The sequence below is a fragment of the Pseudomonas syringae group sp. J248-6 genome (assembly GCF_032586995.1).
Classification (GTDB): domain Bacteria; phylum Pseudomonadota; class Gammaproteobacteria; order Pseudomonadales; family Pseudomonadaceae; genus Aquipseudomonas; species Aquipseudomonas amygdali.
In genome coordinates, this window is the sequence record NZ_JAWHOP010000032.1 from 21,936 (window position 1) to 36,833 (window position 14,898).

Consider the following 14,898-nt stretch of genomic DNA (forward strand, 5'->3'; position numbering starts at 1 on the left):
TTCGCTCTGTTATACTCCAGCCTTCCCGCCAGGCTTACGCCCGGAGGCCCGGTCTTGAAATCGTCACTCGTTCACGCCAACAGCGCAATTTTCATCAAGCGCAGACGTCACGAGATGCACTGAAGACCCGGCAGGACCGGACGGGATCGCGTTGTCTTTACACGCCATTCGCGCCAGGCAAGACATCCCTTGAGCTTAAGCTCCAACAGAACAGGATTACTCATGTCCTTTGCTTCCCTCGGTCTCTCCGAGGCTTTAGTCCGCGCCATCGAGGCAGCGGGCTATACCCAGCCTACCCCAGTGCAACAGCGGGCCATTCCCGCCGTGTTGCAAGGTCGTGACCTGATGGTTGCGGCACAGACCGGTACTGGTAAAACCGGCGGTTTCGCCCTCCCAATTCTGGAGCGGCTGTTTCCCAATGGTGTTCCGGACAAATCCCAGCGTCATGGCCCGCGCCAACCGCGCGTTCTGGTCCTGACCCCCACCCGCGAACTGGCCGCACAAGTGCACGAGAGCTTCAAGCTCTATGCCCGCGACCTGAAGTTCGTCAGCGCCTGCATCTTCGGCGGCGTCGGCATGAACCCGCAGGTTCAGGCCATGTCCCGTGGTGTGGACGTACTGGTAGCCTGCCCCGGCCGCCTGCTCGACCTGGCCGGTCAAGGCAGTGTCGATTTGTCCCACGTTGAAATTCTGGTGCTCGATGAAGCAGACCGGATGCTCGACATGGGCTTCGTCCATGACGTCAAGAAGGTCCTCGCGCGGCTGCCGGCCAAGCGTCAGAACCTGCTGTTCTCGGCGACCTTTTCCAATGACATCACGTCGTTGGCTGGCAAGCTGCTGCACAACCCCGAGCGCATCGAAGTCACGCCGCCGAACACCACGGTCGAGCGTATCGAGCAACGGGTTTTCCGCCTGGCAGCCAACCACAAACGTTCACTGCTGGCGCACCTGATTACCGTCGGCGCCTGGGAACAGGTGCTGGTCTTCACCCGCACCAAGCACGGCGCCAACCGTCTGGCCGAGTACCTGGACAAGCACGGCCTTGCGGCTGTCGCGATCCACGGCAACAAGAGCCAGAACGCCCGTACCAAGGCACTGGCCGACTTCAAGGCAGGTGATGTACGCATCATGGTCGCGACCGATATCGCCGCACGCGGCCTGGATATCGACCAGCTGCCGCATGTCGTCAACTTCGAGCTGCCAAACGTCGATGAAGACTACGTTCACCGTATCGGCCGTACCGGCCGGGCCGGTCGTTCGGGTGAAGCCATTTCCCTGGTTGCGCCGGACGAAGAGAAGCTGCTCAAAAGCATTGAGCGCATGACTAAACAGAAGATCGCCGATGGCGACCTGATGGGCTTCGACATCACCGCAGTCGAGGCTGAAAAGCCGGAAGTGCGTGAGCGTCCGGATGTTCGCAACTCCCGTGGTGCACGTCCTGCCGGAGACAAGAACAACGGCGGTCGTCGCGACAAGGGCAAGGACAAAGGCAAGGAAAAACCTGCTGCTGCAGCCGCCACTGGCGAACGCCCTGCAAGGCAGCCACGCGAAAAAAAACCTCGTGAGGGCACGCCTCGCAGCGAACAGCGTGCATCGCAGCCATCCATACCGCGTCCGGCGGCCGATCGTGCGCCGGACGAGTTCCGCGACGACGAAGTAGACAACTTCGGCAATCGTGCTGACTACGTCAGTCCTTATCAGGGCAAAGGCCAGAACCGTGGTCGTCGTCCTGCAGCAGCACCCGGTGCAGCACCGGCTGCTGGCGGCGCAGCTCGCCCAGCCAATTCGGGTAGACCTGCGGGCGGCGCTCGTAACGGTTCCGGTACTGGCGCGCCAAAGCGCAACGGTTCGGGTTCGTCGGCTCCGCGTTCGCGTGATGGCCAGCCGCGCGGTCGTCGCCCGGCACGTGAAGATCAGCCCTTGCCGCGTGAAGGTCAGGAGCCAGCCGTGCGTGCCCCGCGCGACGGTCAGCCTCAGCCGAAGATCGTGCATAAGGAATCCAAGATCGACCGTTTCCCGTCTGCCGAGCAGCTGGACCAGTTGCCGAGCCGCCCACGCGGTGAAAAACCGGCCCTGCTGACCCGCAACCGCGACAGCTGATAGCCACGCAACACCCAAAACGCCCCGACCTGCTCGGGGCGTTTTTGTTTGTCGTGTCGTTCGTTGTGTCGATGATGATCATCGCTCCCACGCTCCGCGTGGTAGCGCAGTTCTGGACGCTCTGCGCCCGATCTTGAGACGGCAGCGCGGCTCAGACCTGTGACGCAGAGCGTCACGAACTGCATGCCAACGCGGAGCATTGGCACGATAGTCATCTCAAGATTTTCTGTCCGCAAGGTTCATCGCTCCCACGCTCTGCGTGGTAGCGCAGTCCTGGACGCTCCGCGTCCGATCTTGAGACGGCAGCGCGGCTCAGACCTGTGACGCAGAGCGTCACGAACTGCATGCCAATGCGGAGGATTGGCACGATAGTCATCTCAGGAATTTTCATCGCACCAACAAAAACGCCGACCCAAGGGTCGGCGTTTTGTCGATCAGGCGTGCAATTACTTCTTCTGTACGCCTTCGAAGGTGATGTCCAGATCCAGCGTCTGCGACGTCGGGCCAGGGCCTTTGATGCCGAAGTCGTTCAGGTTCAGCGTCGAAGTACCGTTGAAGCCGGCACGGTAGCCGCCCCACGGATCCTTGCCTTCGCCGTTGAAGGTTGCCTTGATCACGATTGGCTTGGTCACGCCGTGCATGGTCAGGTCGCCAGTCACGTCAGCAGTTTTCTCACCGGTCGATTTGACGCTGGTGGAAACGAACTTGGCTTCCGGGTATTTGGCAACGTCCAGGAAGTCCTTGCTGGCGATGTGCTTGTCGCGCTCGGCATGGTTGGTGAACAGGCTGGCGGTTTTCAGCTCGACATTGATTTTGCTGGCTTCAGGCTTGGCAGCATCAAAGCTGAACGTGCCGTCCCAGTCCTTGAAAGTACCGTGAATGAAGCTGTAGCCCAGGTGGCTGATCTTGAAGTCAACGAATGCGTGCTGACCTTCCTTGTCGATAACGTAGTCGGCAGCCATGGCCTGGCCAGCAGACAACAGTGCAGTACCCAGAGCCAGAGCGGCGAGAGACTTCTTCAACATGCTTTTATTCCCGTTTTGGTTGAACAATCAATTACGACCCAGCATACGCTTGAGGGTCACATCGCGATCGATGAAGTGGTGTTTCAATGCTGCAAGACCGTGGAGCCCCGCGAATATCACGATGACCCAGGCCAGATACAGGTGAATCCAGCCCGCCGTTTCTGCCTGATCAGGAAGGCCCGAAACCAGCGCGGGCACATCGAAAAGGCCGAATACCGGAATCCCCACGCCGTCAGCGGTGGAGATGAGGTAACCGGCAAACATCACGGCAAACAGTGCTACATACAAAAACAGGTGACCGAATGCGGCACCGATGCGCGTCAACTTACTGTAGCTGGTCAACGGCGGCGGTGGCGGGCTGAGCAGACGCCAGACCACGCGGATCAACATGATCGCAAACAGGGTGATACCAATACTCTTGTGCAGATCAGGGCCTGCCTTGCGCCACGTATCGTAGTAATCCAGCCCGACCATCCACAGCCCCAGCGCGAACATTCCAAACACGACAGCAGCCACACCCCAGTGCAGCACCATGCTGACCAGACCGTAGCGAGAGGATGAATTACGTAGCTGCATTACCAGTACCTTGTCAGAAGTGTTACCAGACTAGCTTTTTATCTATCGAATGAAAGCGCAAAATTTCGCTCGGACATATCGAACAATACGATAGGTCTGTTGGACTTTTCGTATGCCGGTTCTGCTGGTGACACCAACACCTGACAGGCTTTACAGCATCTCAGGCTGTCCTCGCTGCGGCAGCATCTCGATAATTTGCCGTCAGTAATACTTTGCAATGACCATCGGCCGTTCGATACCGATGAACGGCATGATCCGCTCAGATATCCCCAGCCCACACAGACAGAACGAATTCAGCGGGCATAAAAAAAGGACGCGGTATACACCGCGTCCTCTTTCGCTCAGCTATTGCCCGGTCAGTTGTTAACGTCTGCGGGCGCTGTTTCAGCAGGGGTTTTGGCAGGAGCCGGTTTGCTCTGAGCCTTTTTCGCTGCCTCTTTTTTCGCAGCTTCCTTTTTTGCTGCTTCTTTCTTCGCCGCTTCTTTTTTGGCGGCTTCCTTGCTCTGCGGCTTTTTCGCAGGTTCAGCCTTGGTCGCCGGTTTCTTCGCAGGCTCGGCTTTTACCGGCGGCTTGGCAGGCTGGACAACCGGTGCAACCACGGGCGCCGGAGCAACAGCCGGTGCAGGCGCTGGAGCAGGCTCTACAGCCTTCTCTACCGGAGCAGGTGCCGGGGCCGGTTCTTCAGCACCACCAAACATGCGCGAGAAGAAGCCTGGCTTGTCGGCCTGCGGCTTGGCAGCTTCAGCCGGTTTGTCGGACGAACCACCGAACATGTTGCTGAAGAAATTGCCTTCGGACTTCTGCGAAGCCGGGGCCGGCGCTTTCGGCGGTGCAACCTTGACCGGTTCGAACGACTTGCCAGCCGCCAGATCCTGGACCTGACCAGCCGCACGCTGACCGCTGCGCAAGGCACCTTCCAGAGTGCCGGGGTACAAGGTGTCGGTGTGCTCGCCAGCAAAGGCTACGCGCAGAATCGGCCGCTCCCACAGACGCCAGTATTTACTGATCTGGCCGGGACCGAATGCCAGGTAGGAACCACCGGTGGACGGGTCGACGCTGTAACGGCGGATTTCATAGCCGGTGTAGGCGCCGCGTGCTTCAGGGTAGAACGCATGCAGACGGATCAGCACCTGATCGACCATCTGCTTGTCGCCGAAGGCTTGCATAATGCGTGCGTTGTCGCCGGACAGGTTGATCACCACGTTGGCGCCGCCCTTGAGCGCGGGCTCTACCCACAGCATGCCCAGACCGGTGTTGCTGAACACCTCACCGGACATGCGTGCCTTGCTATCCCAGACCGGAGTCTTGAACTTGAGCATGATCTGATCGCGCCAGCCGTAGTTGGTGCTCTTGATCGCGCCCATGTGCTGAGCGTCCAGCGCAGGTGTCATCTGGATCTTGCCCAGCGAGCGCAGCGGTACGGCCATGACCACGTAATCTGCGGTGTAGCTGGTTGCGCCAGCCTTGACGGTGACCTTGTCCTTTTCCTGGACGACTGCCGTCACCGGCGAGTTGGTCTTGACGGTCTTGAGCTGCTTGACGAACGCCTGGGTCAGCACCGCGCTGCCACCGGGCAGGCGCGCAGCACGCAAGTCACGCTCGTCAACCGAGCGATAAACCCGCGATTGCTGGGCGAGGTACAGCAACGACAGGCGCGAAGGCTCGTCGTAGCGGGTGCGGATCTGCTGGTTGATCAACTGACGCGCCGTAGCAGGCAGGTTCAGGCGGTCCAGCCAGTTGGCGACGTTGATCTGGTCCAGCGCAAACAGCGTGCTGTTGGACGCCGGGTTTTCCGGGTCGTCAACCGAACGCGCGAGGTTATCCAGCGTGTCGTTGTAGCGCTTGATGGCTTCGGCGGTCGCCGGCTGTTTGACGGCCAGGTCAGCCTGGGTGAAGTACACACCGTCGATCAGGTAGCCGGGCGTGCGCACAAATTCAGGCGCGGGCACGGTAGGCAGCTTGAAGCTGTCCAGGTAGCGGTTCAGCACTGGCTGAGCCTTGGTGTTGCCGATCCACTCGCTGGTCGCCAGACCGGAGCGTCCACCCAGACTCGGCTTGGCTTCCAGCACCGTCACCTGCCAGCCTTTGGCCTGCAGTTCATAGGCAGCGGTCAAGCCTGCCAGACCACCACCGACGACAATGGCGGTTCGTTGTTTTTCATCGGCGAGCGTCGAAACGCTGACCAACCCTGCCACTATCAGCGCACAGGCGCGCAGCCACCCAGAAAGCATTCGGCGAACTCCAGAAAACATAGGGAAGATTGGGCAAGTCAGCCCGGCACATCGACTTGCTGCGCAGGATACGCGAGCCATCAAATAGCCGCCAGCAATGTCCATCAGCCGTTAAAACTGCATCAAAGGTTGTTCCGCAGCCGGGCATTGCATAGGCTTGCGCGATTGTTCGTCCTCGCATCAGGCGAGTCGCTACCCGGAGATTGAAAATGGGCCTCAATGACCAGTGGATGCAACGTGACCTGAAGGTCCTGTGGCACCCCTGCACCCAGATGAAAGACCACGAAAATCTGCCGTTGATACCGATCAGGCGCGGTGAAGGCGTATGGCTTGAAGACTTCGAAGGCAAGCGTTATCTGGACGCTGTCAGTTCCTGGTGGGTCAACGTTTTCGGGCACGCCAACCCGCGCATCAACCAGCGCATCAAGGATCAGGTCGACCAGCTGGAGCACGTGATTCTTGCCGGCTTCAGTCATCAGCCGGTCATCGAGCTGTCCGAACGGCTGGTCAAACTGACGCCCGAGGGCCTGAACCGCTGCTTCTACGCCGACAATGGCTCATCGTGCATTGAAGTCGCGCTGAAGATGAGTTTTCACTACTGGCTCAATCGCGGCCAGCCAGACAAGAAACGCTTCGTCACCCTGACCAACAGCTACCACGGCGAGACCATGGCGGCGATGTCGGTGGGCGACGTGCCGTTGTTTACCGAAACCTACAAGGCGCTGCTGCTCGACACCATCAAGGTACCGAGCCCCGACTGCTATCACCGCCCGGACGGCATGAGCTGGGAAGAGCATTCGCGCAACATGTTCGCCGCCATGGAACAGACCCTCGCCGAACACCACGCCAGCGTTGCAGCAGTAATCGTCGAACCGCTGATTCAGGGCGCAGGCGGCATGCGCATGTATCACCCGGTCTACCTCAAACTGCTGCGCGAAGCCTGCGACCGCTACGGCGTGCACCTGATCCACGATGAAATCGCCGTGGGTTTCGGCCGCACCGGCACCATGTTCGCCTGTGAACAAGCGGGTATCCGCCCGGATTTCCTCTGCCTGTCAAAGGCCCTGACCGGTGGTTACCTGCCGCTGGCAGCCTGCCTGACCACCGACGATGTGTACGACGCGTTCTACGACGACTACCCGACCCTGCGCGCGTTTCTGCACTCACACAGTTACACCGGCAACCCGCTGGCCTGTGCGGCGGCGCTGGCGACACTGGATATCTTCGAGCAGGACAACGTCATCGAGAACAACAAGGCCCTGGCGCAGCGTATGGCGACAGCCACGGCGCATCTGGCCGATCATCCGCACGTCGCGGAAGTGCGTCAGACCGGCATGGCCATCGCTATCGAAATGGTTCAGGACAAAGCCACCAAGACCGCCTACCCGTGGCAGGAACGACGTGGCATGAAGGTCTTTCAGCATGCGCTGGAACGTGGCGCATTGCTGCGGCCACTGGGCAGTGTGGTGTATTTTCTGCCGCCGTATGTGATTACCCCGGAGCAGATCGACTTTCTGGCCGAGGTGGCCACCGAGGGCATTGATATCGCTACGCGCAGCAGTGTCAGTGTTGCTGTGCGCGAGAACTTTCATCCGGACTTCAGGGATCCGGGTTAGGGGCTAAAACCAAATGCAGCCGGACTGGCGCCTTCGCGAGCAAGCTCGCTCCCACTGGCTGGGGCTTGTCCGAGCGACCTTAGCTGGCTCGCGAATGCACCCTCACAAAACGAACACCAGAACCGAGACACACCATGAGACTGTCCCGCTTTTTTACTGAAGCGCCGCTGAGCCTGGGCGAGCACGAACTGCCTGAGGCCCAGGCGCATTACATCAGCCGCGTGCTGCGCATGACCGAAGGTGACGCGCTGCAACTGTTCGACGGATCGGGCCAGGAGTTTCGCGGCACCTTGCTGGAAGTCGGCAAGAAGCGCGTGCATGTGCAGCTGACCGAAAGCTTTGCCGGGCAGGTCGAGTCAGGCCTGCGCATCCACTTGGGCCAAGGCTTGTCGCGTGGCGAACGCATGGACTGGGCTATTCAAAAGGCCACCGAGCTGGGCGTCAGCGAAATTACCCCGATTGTCAGCGAACGCTGCGAGGTGCGCCTGAAGGACGAACGCGCCGAGAAGCGCCAGGCGCACTGGCAACAGATCGCAATCAGCGCCTGCGAGCAGTGCGGTCGATCGGTGGTGCCGGTGATTCATGCCCCGATGCCGCTGGCCGAGTGGATCAAGCACACCGAGGCCGACCTGAAACTGGTCCTGCACCCGGTGGCTGAACCTCTGACCAGCCATGACAAGCCTGCCAGCCTGGCCTTTCTGATTGGTCCGGAAGGCGGTCTGAACGATGCGGAAGTCGATCAGGCGCAAGCCGCAGGCTTCCACGCTGCGCGCCTCGGCCCGCGCGTTCTGCGCACTGAAACCGCCCCGGTGGTCGCGCTCAGCGTGGCGCAGCAGCTGTGGGGCGATTTCTGATCACTGATGATCGTCCCCTCCTCACAGCACATAAAAACAAATCGCCACGAAGTGCATCAAACTGCCGCCGATCACGAACAGGTGCCAGATGCCGTGAAAGTGGCGGATCTGGTCGTAGGCGAAGAACAGAATGCCGACGGTGTACAGCACACCGCCGCCGGCCAGCCAGATGAACCCCGCCAGGCCGAGCGCAGCAATCAGTGGCTTGACCGCCACGAGGACGATCCAGCCCATCACGGCGTAGATCACGATGGACATGATTCGCGCTTCGGAACGGGGTTTTATCTCCTGCAGAATGCCGATCAGCGCCAGCCCCCAGACGATACCGAACAGGGTCCAGCCCCACGCGCCGCGCAATGTCACAAGACAGAACGGCGTGTAGCTGCCCGCAATCATCAGGTAGATCGAAAAGTGATCGACCTTCTGCATGATCGATTTCGAACGGCCCTTGACGCTGTGGTAGATCGTCGAAACGCTGTACAGCGTGACCAGGCAGGCGCCATAGATCGCAATACTGACCACTTTCCAGACATCGCCGTGCAGACTCGCCATCACCAATAGCCAGATTGCGCCGACACCTGCCAGCACTGCGCCCACCAGGTGGGACCAGGCGTTGAATTTTTCTCCGTAATACATCCGCTCAATACCCTCTTTGTGGCAAAACACTGGGAGCAGAGGCTCGCGGTTATTGAAACAAACCGCAACACCCTGTTTCAGTGACGGATATTTTAAGCAGCTATCGGCGCACGACTTGTGCACAATCAGCGCACATCAATAACCAGCGCCACGACATGCAGATCGATGACGAACTGACGCTCAAAAAACTGGAAATATTCCTGGCCTTCATGCGCACCGGCAATCTGGCGCGGGCGGCGGAGGAGTTGCAGACCAGCAACGTCAGCGTGCACCGCGCCATTCACTCGCTGGAAAGCGCCCTGCGTTGCCCGCTGTTCAAACACGAAGGCCGCAACCTTACGCCGCTGGAAAGCGCGTATGTGCTGGAAGAGCGTGCGCAGAAACTGGTGCAGGATGTGCTCGCCACCGTAGAGCTGACCCGTCAGGCGGCAGGCTTTTCGGCGGCGCGCTTCCGCCTTGGGGCTTTGTATTCACTGACCGTCAAGACGGTGCCGCAGCTGATCATGGGCCTGAAAATCCGCCGCAGCGAGCTGAATATCGACCTGATTCTGGGTTCGAACATGGACCTGCTGTACAAGCTCAAGAACATGGAAGTCGACGCCATGCTGGTGTCGCTGGATGAAAGCACCCATGACCCGGACTGCGAGCAGCTGGCGTTGTTTTCCGACGATATCTTCCTGGCTGTGCCCACAGACTCGCCGTTTGCCGAGCACAGCGAGGTGGATCTCAGCGACCTGCGTGAAGCGACATTTATCACCCTCACCCAAGGCTTTGCCACTCATCGCGATGGTATACGGGTGTTTCAGCAGGCCGGGTTCGAGCCCAAAGTGGCGATGCAGGTCAATGACATCTTCACCCTGCTGAGCATGGTCAGTTCCGGCGTCGGCTATGCGCTGCTGCCGGGGCGCATTGCAGCGGTGTATGAAAACCGCGTGCGGCTGATTCCGTTGCAAAGCCGCTACCGGATGCAGCAACACATCGGCATGGTTTTCCTCAAGTCAAAACAGCGCGATCCCAACCTGCTCGCGCTGCTGGCCGAGTGCCGGATGTATGCGAATCGCCTGCTGGAGCAGACGACCTGATCGAAGGGACTAACCGACGATTGCACGCACGATGAAATACAGCACCGACGGCCCGAGCAGGCAGCCCAGACCGGTGTGGAACGTAGCGGTCAGCGCGCCGTAAGGCACCAGACGCCGGTCGGTTGCCGCCAGCCCTGCGGTAACGCCGCTGACAGTACCCGCCAGACCACCGAAGACCATCGCCGAACGCGGGTTGTCCAGACCCATCCAGCGCGCTGCAATGGGCGTACCGACCATCACCAGAATCGCCTTGATCAGGCCGGTGGCAATCGAAAGGGCCATCACATCTGAAGTCGCACCCAACGCGGCACCGGTCACCGGACCGACGATGTAAGTCACAGCGCCCGCGCCAATGGTGGTCATGCTGATTGCATCGCGGTAGCCAAACACCCAGGCAATGCTCGCGCCCACGATAAACGGCAGAATGGTGCCCAACAGCAAGGCAATTGCTCCGATCAGCCCGGCCTTGCGTGCTTCGGTGGCCTGCACTTCAAAGGCAGTCGCCACGATGGCGAAGTCACGCAACATCGCCCCGCCCATCAGGCCGATGCCTGAGAACAGCGCCATGTCGGCAAGCCCCTTCTGGCCTCCGGTCAACGTGCCGCCGACCCAGGCCAGAATCAGCCCGATGACAATCGCGATGGCCGAGCCATGCACCCGGCCGAAGGTCAGGCGCTTTGAAAGCACCACCGAGACCCACATGATGATACCGACGAAGGCAAATGCGGTGATCAGGCCGTTGTGTTCAAGTCCTTTCTCGATGAGGTCCCACATATCAGCGACCTCCAGCCGGGGTGATTTCAGGCTTGATCACAGGCGTCAGCAGCGGCTCTTCCTTGGGTAAAGGCTCGCCACGATTGGTGCGACTGATCACTGCGATGGTGCAGGCGCAGAGCACCACTGAACCGACAGCGGCCAATACCGCGACCGGCCCGCCCTTGAGTGCGGTCACAACGTTTTGTTGCGCGGCCATCGCCACCACCACCGGTATGTACAACGCGCCCCAGAAGCCCACGCCCATTTCGCAGTCCTTGGTCATGCCGCCGTGTTTCTGCATCCACAGACGTGCGCAGATCAACAGGATCATGGCGATCCCGACCCCGCCCACATTGGATTTCACGCCCAGCAGAACGCCGAGCATGTCACCGAGAATCACGCCCGCGAGCGTGCAGATAGCCAGTAGTGCAACACCATAGATAATCATTGTTGTTATTCCTCTGTTTGCATTGCTGAAGTTGTTGTTTTTGTCCTTCGTAGCAGCTGCACGGCGGCTCTATGGAGTGCGGCGACCCTCCTCGTGCGACAGCGCGATCAGGCTGTCCAGACGCGCAGCCTGAAAGGCCAGCGCCGTTCCTTGCTGGAAGACTTTGCGCGCCAGCCCGGTCAACACGGCACCGGGCGGCAATTCGATGTGCAGGCGCACGCCTCGCTCCCAGGCGGTTTCCACGGTGCTGCGCCAATCGATGACCCGGCACATGTTGAAGGCCAGGTCGTCACGCAGTTTTTCGGCATTCAGCAGCGGACGCGCGGTGCTGCCGCTGAGGTAACGTATCTTCGGTGCCTGCAACGCAACCCTTGAAAAGGCTTCTGCCAGTTGCTGCGCGGGAGCTTCCAGCAAGGCGCAATGCGACGGCACGCTGACCGCAAGACGCTTGACCGCCGCGGCCCCCGACGCCTTGGCCAAATGACCGACCTGCTGCATCGCCTCGGCGCTGCCCGAGATCACCATCTGGTTGTCGGCGTTGATATTGGCGAGAAACACTGGCATTTCCGGGCTGTGTACTTGCGTGATCAGCGCCCCGACCTGTGTCTGGTCCAGACCGATCACCGCAGTCATGCCATAACCTTCGGGCCAGGCGTTCTGCATCAACTCGCCGCGCAACGCCACCAGGCGCACGGCATCGTCAAAGGCCAGCGCCCCGGAGATCACCGCTGCCGGATAAGCGCCGATGGACAACCCTGCAACGTAGTCCGGCACACAGTCACGCGCCCGCAACAGACGGGCGCAGGCGACACCGGCGATCAACAGGCAAAGCTGGACGGCGCGGGTCGCTTGCAGCGCCTGAGTGCTGTCCAGCGCCAGTACGTCTTCGCCCAGAGCATCGGCAGCTTGCTGCAGGCAATCGTGGACGACAGGGTCGTCGGGTAATTGATGCAGCATGCCGGCCTGCTGCGCGCCCTGACCGGGAAACACCCACAGGCTGCTCATGCGCACGCCCCGATCAGATGCCATGGATCTGCAACCAGCCGCGCCCCTGCTGCGGTCTTGAGCAACACCCGCCCCGCTGGCCGCGCCCATTCACGCAACGCCACAGCGCCATGATCGAGTTGCAGCTGGACATCGACCCGGCAGACCGATGTTTCCAGCGCCTCGACCAATTCGGCTGCGCAACTGCGACTTAACGGCTCAGGCGTACGCAAAATCAGGTCCAGATCGCTGTCCTGATTCAACGCCGCAATACCACTGGCCAATTCGAACCCGGCGCTGCCGCCAACGCCCCAGACCAGTTCCAGCGCATCCATCACCGGGCGGACCTGACGCAAGGCACGCAATGCGGGCCAGTCCTGAATATTCTCGACCGGGCACAAGACCAGTTGTTCGGGGGTTACCCGCCGATAGACATCCGTCAACAGCATGCTCGCGGCATAGCGCTGCTCACGACCGTAGCCGCGCAACCCTACGGCCACCTGACCGGCTGGCATGGCCTGCCGACGCACCACGACCGGCTGCCCGGCCAGCACCGTTTCGACCGCCCATTTGGGCGCATCGTCCGGCAAGGCAGACAGTGGCATGCCCCACAGCAAATCATGGGGCAGTACTGCGCAAGCGCTGTCGATCACCATTGCGCCCGCAGCAACTGGCGCACGGTGGCCGATGCCGCACGATTGCTCGCGCCCAGACGGCTGCTCAGGTCGACCCCGCTGGCCCGCACGTCTCTGATCGCACTGCTCAGAACATTGCGAACCTGAGTCAGGTCATCCGCAGTGGGCTGCTCGATCTGGCTGACCGAAAGGGTTTCCCACAGCAGACCAAGGCTGGCATAGCTGTCGATGTCGTAGGCCATTGGCGGGATGCTGGCGGCGAGCTTTTCCAGGTCTTCGACACTGCGCAGCGTTACCCGAGCGGCGGAAGCCTTGCCCATCGCATGCACCATCACGCCGGGATCACGCAGTGCGATCAACCGATTGGCCTGATACCCGTGGGCCAGAAACGCGCCGGACATAGCCTTGCCGACCAGCAGACCAATCACCGCATGCCCGGCAAGACGTGCCCGCGCATAGCTGTCCACCGCACCGGCCAGCGCCTGATGAATGCCCAGCGCTTCTTCGCGGCGGCCATAGGCCTGGCTCGGCACATCGACAATCGCAATCAGTGCACGTTTTTCGGCGCGGTCGCGGTCCTGCTCGATGGCATCATCCACGGCTTTAGCCAGGCCCCAGCCTTCCAGCAGACCGACCTCGCCCTGACGCGCCCGAGGGAAACGATTGCCGGTATCGGCAACCACCGCCACAAAGCGCACTGGCTGGTCGCCCAGCAAGCCATCGGCGACCTTGAGCGAGGCAGGCAGACCGTCAACTTGCGTAGCACCTGCGCTCAATGCGTTGAACCAGTGCAAACCCCGTTGTGAATAGCTCATGACCGGGCTCCTTGATAAAGGGTACGTACACTCTGCGGATCGATTTGCGCTTCGGTGTCGAGGCTGGTGAGGCGCTGCAGAAACAGTTCGTACTGGCTACTGCGATGCGCTGCCGGTACGCCCTGCTTGAGCCAGCCGCTGACCTGCTGCCGGACATCGGCCACATCGTCTGCGGCAAAACCGTCCACCAGATCACTGGCAAACCGCTGCTCGCCACCGGTCAGACTCCAGATGAACGGGCGGTCACGGGAATCGTATTCTTCGATGCCGGCTTCCTGCTCGATCACCTGCGGGCCGTTCAGGCCCAGGCGGGCTTCCTGGGTCACCAGCAAATAGCTGCACAAGCCCGCAGCAATGGACATCCCGCCAAAACAGCCGACGCTGCCCGCCACTACGCCGATTACCGGCTGGTACTGACGCAAGTCGACCATCGCGGCATGAATCTCGGCAATCGCTGCAAGGCCCAGGTTGGCTTCCTGCAAACGCACGCCACCGGTTTCCAGCAGCACGATGGCAGCAGTGGGAATACCGTTGCGGTTGTCTTCGGCGGCCAGCTCAAGCGCACCGGCCATTTTCGCGCCGCCGACTTCGCCCATGCTGCCGCCCTGAAACGAGCCTTCGATGGCCGCAATGACTACCGGCCGCCCGTCAACGGTGCCTTTGGCGACCACCACGCCATCGTCGGCTTGAGGCACAACGCCTTGCCTGGCAAGCCAGGGCGACATGACGCGATCAAACGGGCCAAGCAATTCGCGGAAGCTGTCGGCATCCAGCAGAGCGCGGGCGCGCTGCCGGGCACCGAGTTCAATGAAACTGTGCTGGCTCAGCAAACGTGCATTATCAGTCATGACCGATCTCCTCGAAGCCCTGCTCCAGACGCAAGCGCACCACGCCGGGCGTGGCCCCGAAGTCGTGGATGTCGATGCTCAGCGCAGGCGGGGTCTGGCCGTCGAACATGCGCTCGAAAAGATGTTTCCAACGCAGCGAGGCACCGTTGACCGAGGTCACCACCTGAATTGATAGCTTGCCTGGCGAACCGGGCTCCAGCAGCACTTCCAGATCGCCCGAGCCAACCACACCCACCAGCGCGCGGCCTTTGGGCGGCTGTCCGGCAGGAAATTCAAAAGACAGGGTTTCCAT

The 14,898-nt window shown here is 60.8% G+C and carries 15 protein-coding genes; 4 read left to right on the forward strand and 11 right to left on the reverse strand.

Features of this window, described 5'->3' with window-relative positions:
- The first annotated feature begins 222 nt into the window (after positions 1-222).
- Complete coding sequence (locus RYC17_RS25350) at positions 223-2,100, forward strand: DEAD/DEAH box helicase (protein ID WP_058399837.1); 1,878 nt, start codon at positions 223-225, stop codon at positions 2,098-2,100.
- 446 nt (positions 2,101-2,546) lie between these two features.
- Here the strand turns inward: RYC17_RS25350 and RYC17_RS25355 are convergent, their stop codons facing one another.
- From RYC17_RS25355 to RYC17_RS25365, 3 genes are all read right to left on the reverse strand, one after another.
- A complete protein-coding gene (locus tag RYC17_RS25355; protein WP_058407742.1) occupies positions 2,547-3,125 on the reverse strand; it encodes a YceI family protein in 579 nt (192 codons plus the stop codon).
- 27 nt (positions 3,126-3,152) lie between these two features.
- Positions 3,153-3,701 carry a cytochrome b gene (locus tag RYC17_RS25360; RefSeq protein ID WP_002551706.1) on the reverse strand — a complete coding sequence of 183 codons (549 nt, stop codon included), beginning with the start codon at positions 3,699-3,701 and terminating at the stop codon, positions 3,153-3,155.
- Between the two features lie 356 nt (positions 3,702-4,057).
- On the reverse strand, positions 4,058-5,932 hold the full coding sequence (locus RYC17_RS25365; protein WP_316904702.1) for a flavin monoamine oxidase family protein: 1,875 nt from the start codon (positions 5,930-5,932) through the stop codon (positions 4,058-4,060).
- 209 nt (positions 5,933-6,141) lie between these two features.
- Here RYC17_RS25365 and RYC17_RS25370 point away from each other — a divergent pair, with 209 nt between their 5' ends.
- Together RYC17_RS25370 and RYC17_RS25375 are read left to right on the forward strand one after the other, a co-directional pair.
- Positions 6,142-7,548, forward strand: coding sequence for an adenosylmethionine--8-amino-7-oxononanoate transaminase (locus RYC17_RS25370; RefSeq protein ID WP_316904703.1), 1,407 nt, complete (start codon positions 6,142-6,144; stop codon positions 7,546-7,548).
- Positions 7,549-7,682: 134 nt separating this feature from the next.
- Positions 7,683-8,402, forward strand: coding sequence for a 16S rRNA (uracil(1498)-N(3))-methyltransferase (locus tag RYC17_RS25375; RefSeq protein WP_005743076.1), 720 nt, complete (start codon positions 7,683-7,685; stop codon positions 8,400-8,402).
- A 21-nt stretch (positions 8,403-8,423) separates the two neighbouring features.
- Here the strand turns inward: RYC17_RS25375 and trhA are convergent, their stop codons facing one another.
- Entirely contained in the window at positions 8,424-9,038 is a 615-nt protein-coding gene (gene trhA / locus RYC17_RS25380) for a PAQR family membrane homeostasis protein TrhA (protein WP_044317446.1), read from the reverse strand.
- A 155-nt stretch (positions 9,039-9,193) separates the two neighbouring features.
- Between trhA and RYC17_RS25385 the strand changes: the two genes are divergently transcribed.
- A complete protein-coding gene (locus tag RYC17_RS25385; protein ID WP_316904704.1) occupies positions 9,194-10,120 on the forward strand; it encodes a LysR substrate-binding domain-containing protein in 927 nt (308 codons plus the stop codon).
- Between the two features lie 9 nt (positions 10,121-10,129).
- Here the strand turns inward: RYC17_RS25385 and madM are convergent, their stop codons facing one another.
- The 7 genes from madM to RYC17_RS25420 form a co-directional block, all read right to left on the reverse strand.
- The gene (gene madM, locus RYC17_RS25390) at positions 10,130-10,894 is read right to left on the reverse strand and encodes a malonate transporter subunit MadM (RefSeq protein ID WP_219170824.1); all 765 of its coding nucleotides are present in this window, start codon (positions 10,892-10,894) and stop codon (positions 10,130-10,132) included.
- A 1-nt stretch (position 10,895) separates the two neighbouring features.
- Positions 10,896-11,324 carry a malonate transporter subunit MadL gene (madL, locus tag RYC17_RS25395; RefSeq protein ID WP_058399832.1) on the reverse strand — a complete coding sequence of 143 codons (429 nt, stop codon included), beginning with the start codon at positions 11,322-11,324 and terminating at the stop codon, positions 10,896-10,898.
- 69 nt (positions 11,325-11,393) lie between these two features.
- Positions 11,394-12,329 (reverse strand): malonate decarboxylase subunit epsilon, encoded by a 936-nt coding sequence (gene mdcH / locus RYC17_RS25400; RefSeq protein WP_316904710.1) that lies wholly within the window; start codon positions 12,327-12,329, stop codon positions 11,394-11,396.
- A complete protein-coding gene (locus RYC17_RS25405; protein WP_044295656.1) occupies positions 12,326-12,964 on the reverse strand; it encodes a malonate decarboxylase holo-ACP synthase in 639 nt (212 codons plus the stop codon). Before RYC17_RS25405 ends, mdcH begins: the two co-directional genes overlap by 4 nt.
- Complete coding sequence (gene mdcE / locus RYC17_RS25410; protein WP_219170821.1) at positions 12,958-13,758, reverse strand: biotin-independent malonate decarboxylase subunit gamma; 801 nt, start codon at positions 13,756-13,758, stop codon at positions 12,958-12,960. The genes RYC17_RS25405 and mdcE overlap by 7 nt, the downstream gene beginning before the upstream one ends.
- Positions 13,755-14,606, reverse strand: a complete 852-nt coding sequence (locus RYC17_RS25415; protein ID WP_005747356.1) for a biotin-independent malonate decarboxylase subunit beta — start codon at positions 14,604-14,606, stop codon at positions 13,755-13,757. Before RYC17_RS25415 ends, mdcE begins: the two co-directional genes overlap by 4 nt.
- The gene (locus RYC17_RS25420; protein ID WP_004654333.1) at positions 14,599-14,898 is read right to left on the reverse strand and encodes a malonate decarboxylase subunit delta; all 300 of its coding nucleotides are present in this window, start codon (positions 14,896-14,898) and stop codon (positions 14,599-14,601) included. Before RYC17_RS25420 ends, RYC17_RS25415 begins: the two co-directional genes overlap by 8 nt.

What these genes read in the sequence shown, in the direction of transcription:
- RYC17_RS25405 (WP_044295656.1), bottom strand. Translation starts at nt 12,964, where the DNA reads ATGGTGATCGACAGCGCTTGCGCAGTACTGCCCCATGATTTGCTGTGG.
- madM (WP_219170824.1), bottom strand. Translation starts at nt 10,894, where the DNA reads ATGTGGGACCTCATCGAGAAAGGACTTGAACACAACGGCCTGATCACC.
- RYC17_RS25360 (WP_002551706.1), bottom strand. Translation starts at nt 3,701, where the DNA reads ATGCAGCTACGTAATTCATCCTCTCGCTACGGTCTGGTCAGCATGGTG.
- mdcH (WP_316904710.1), bottom strand. Translation starts at nt 12,329, where the DNA reads ATGAGCAGCCTGTGGGTGTTTCCCGGTCAGGGCGCGCAGCAGGCCGGC.
- madL (WP_058399832.1), bottom strand. Translation starts at nt 11,324, where the DNA reads ATGATTATCTATGGTGTTGCACTACTGGCTATCTGCACGCTCGCGGGC.
- RYC17_RS25355 (WP_058407742.1), bottom strand. Translation starts at nt 3,125, where the DNA reads ATGTTGAAGAAGTCTCTCGCCGCTCTGGCTCTGGGTACTGCACTGTTG.
- RYC17_RS25350 (WP_058399837.1), top strand. Translation starts at nt 223, where the DNA reads ATGTCCTTTGCTTCCCTCGGTCTCTCCGAGGCTTTAGTCCGCGCCATC.
- mdcE (WP_219170821.1), bottom strand. Translation starts at nt 13,758, where the DNA reads ATGAGCTATTCACAACGGGGTTTGCACTGGTTCAACGCATTGAGCGCA.
- trhA (WP_044317446.1), bottom strand. Translation starts at nt 9,038, where the DNA reads ATGTATTACGGAGAAAAATTCAACGCCTGGTCCCACCTGGTGGGCGCA.
- RYC17_RS25370 (WP_316904703.1), top strand. Translation starts at nt 6,142, where the DNA reads ATGGGCCTCAATGACCAGTGGATGCAACGTGACCTGAAGGTCCTGTGG.
- RYC17_RS25420 (WP_004654333.1), bottom strand. Translation starts at nt 14,898, where the DNA reads ATGGAAACCCTGTCTTTTGAATTTCCTGCCGGACAGCCGCCCAAAGGC.
- RYC17_RS25365 (WP_316904702.1), bottom strand. Translation starts at nt 5,932, where the DNA reads ATGCTTTCTGGGTGGCTGCGCGCCTGTGCGCTGATAGTGGCAGGGTTG.
- RYC17_RS25375 (WP_005743076.1), top strand. Translation starts at nt 7,683, where the DNA reads ATGAGACTGTCCCGCTTTTTTACTGAAGCGCCGCTGAGCCTGGGCGAG.
- RYC17_RS25385 (WP_316904704.1), top strand. Translation starts at nt 9,194, where the DNA reads ATGCAGATCGATGACGAACTGACGCTCAAAAAACTGGAAATATTCCTG.
- RYC17_RS25415 (WP_005747356.1), bottom strand. Translation starts at nt 14,606, where the DNA reads ATGACTGATAATGCACGTTTGCTGAGCCAGCACAGTTTCATTGAACTC.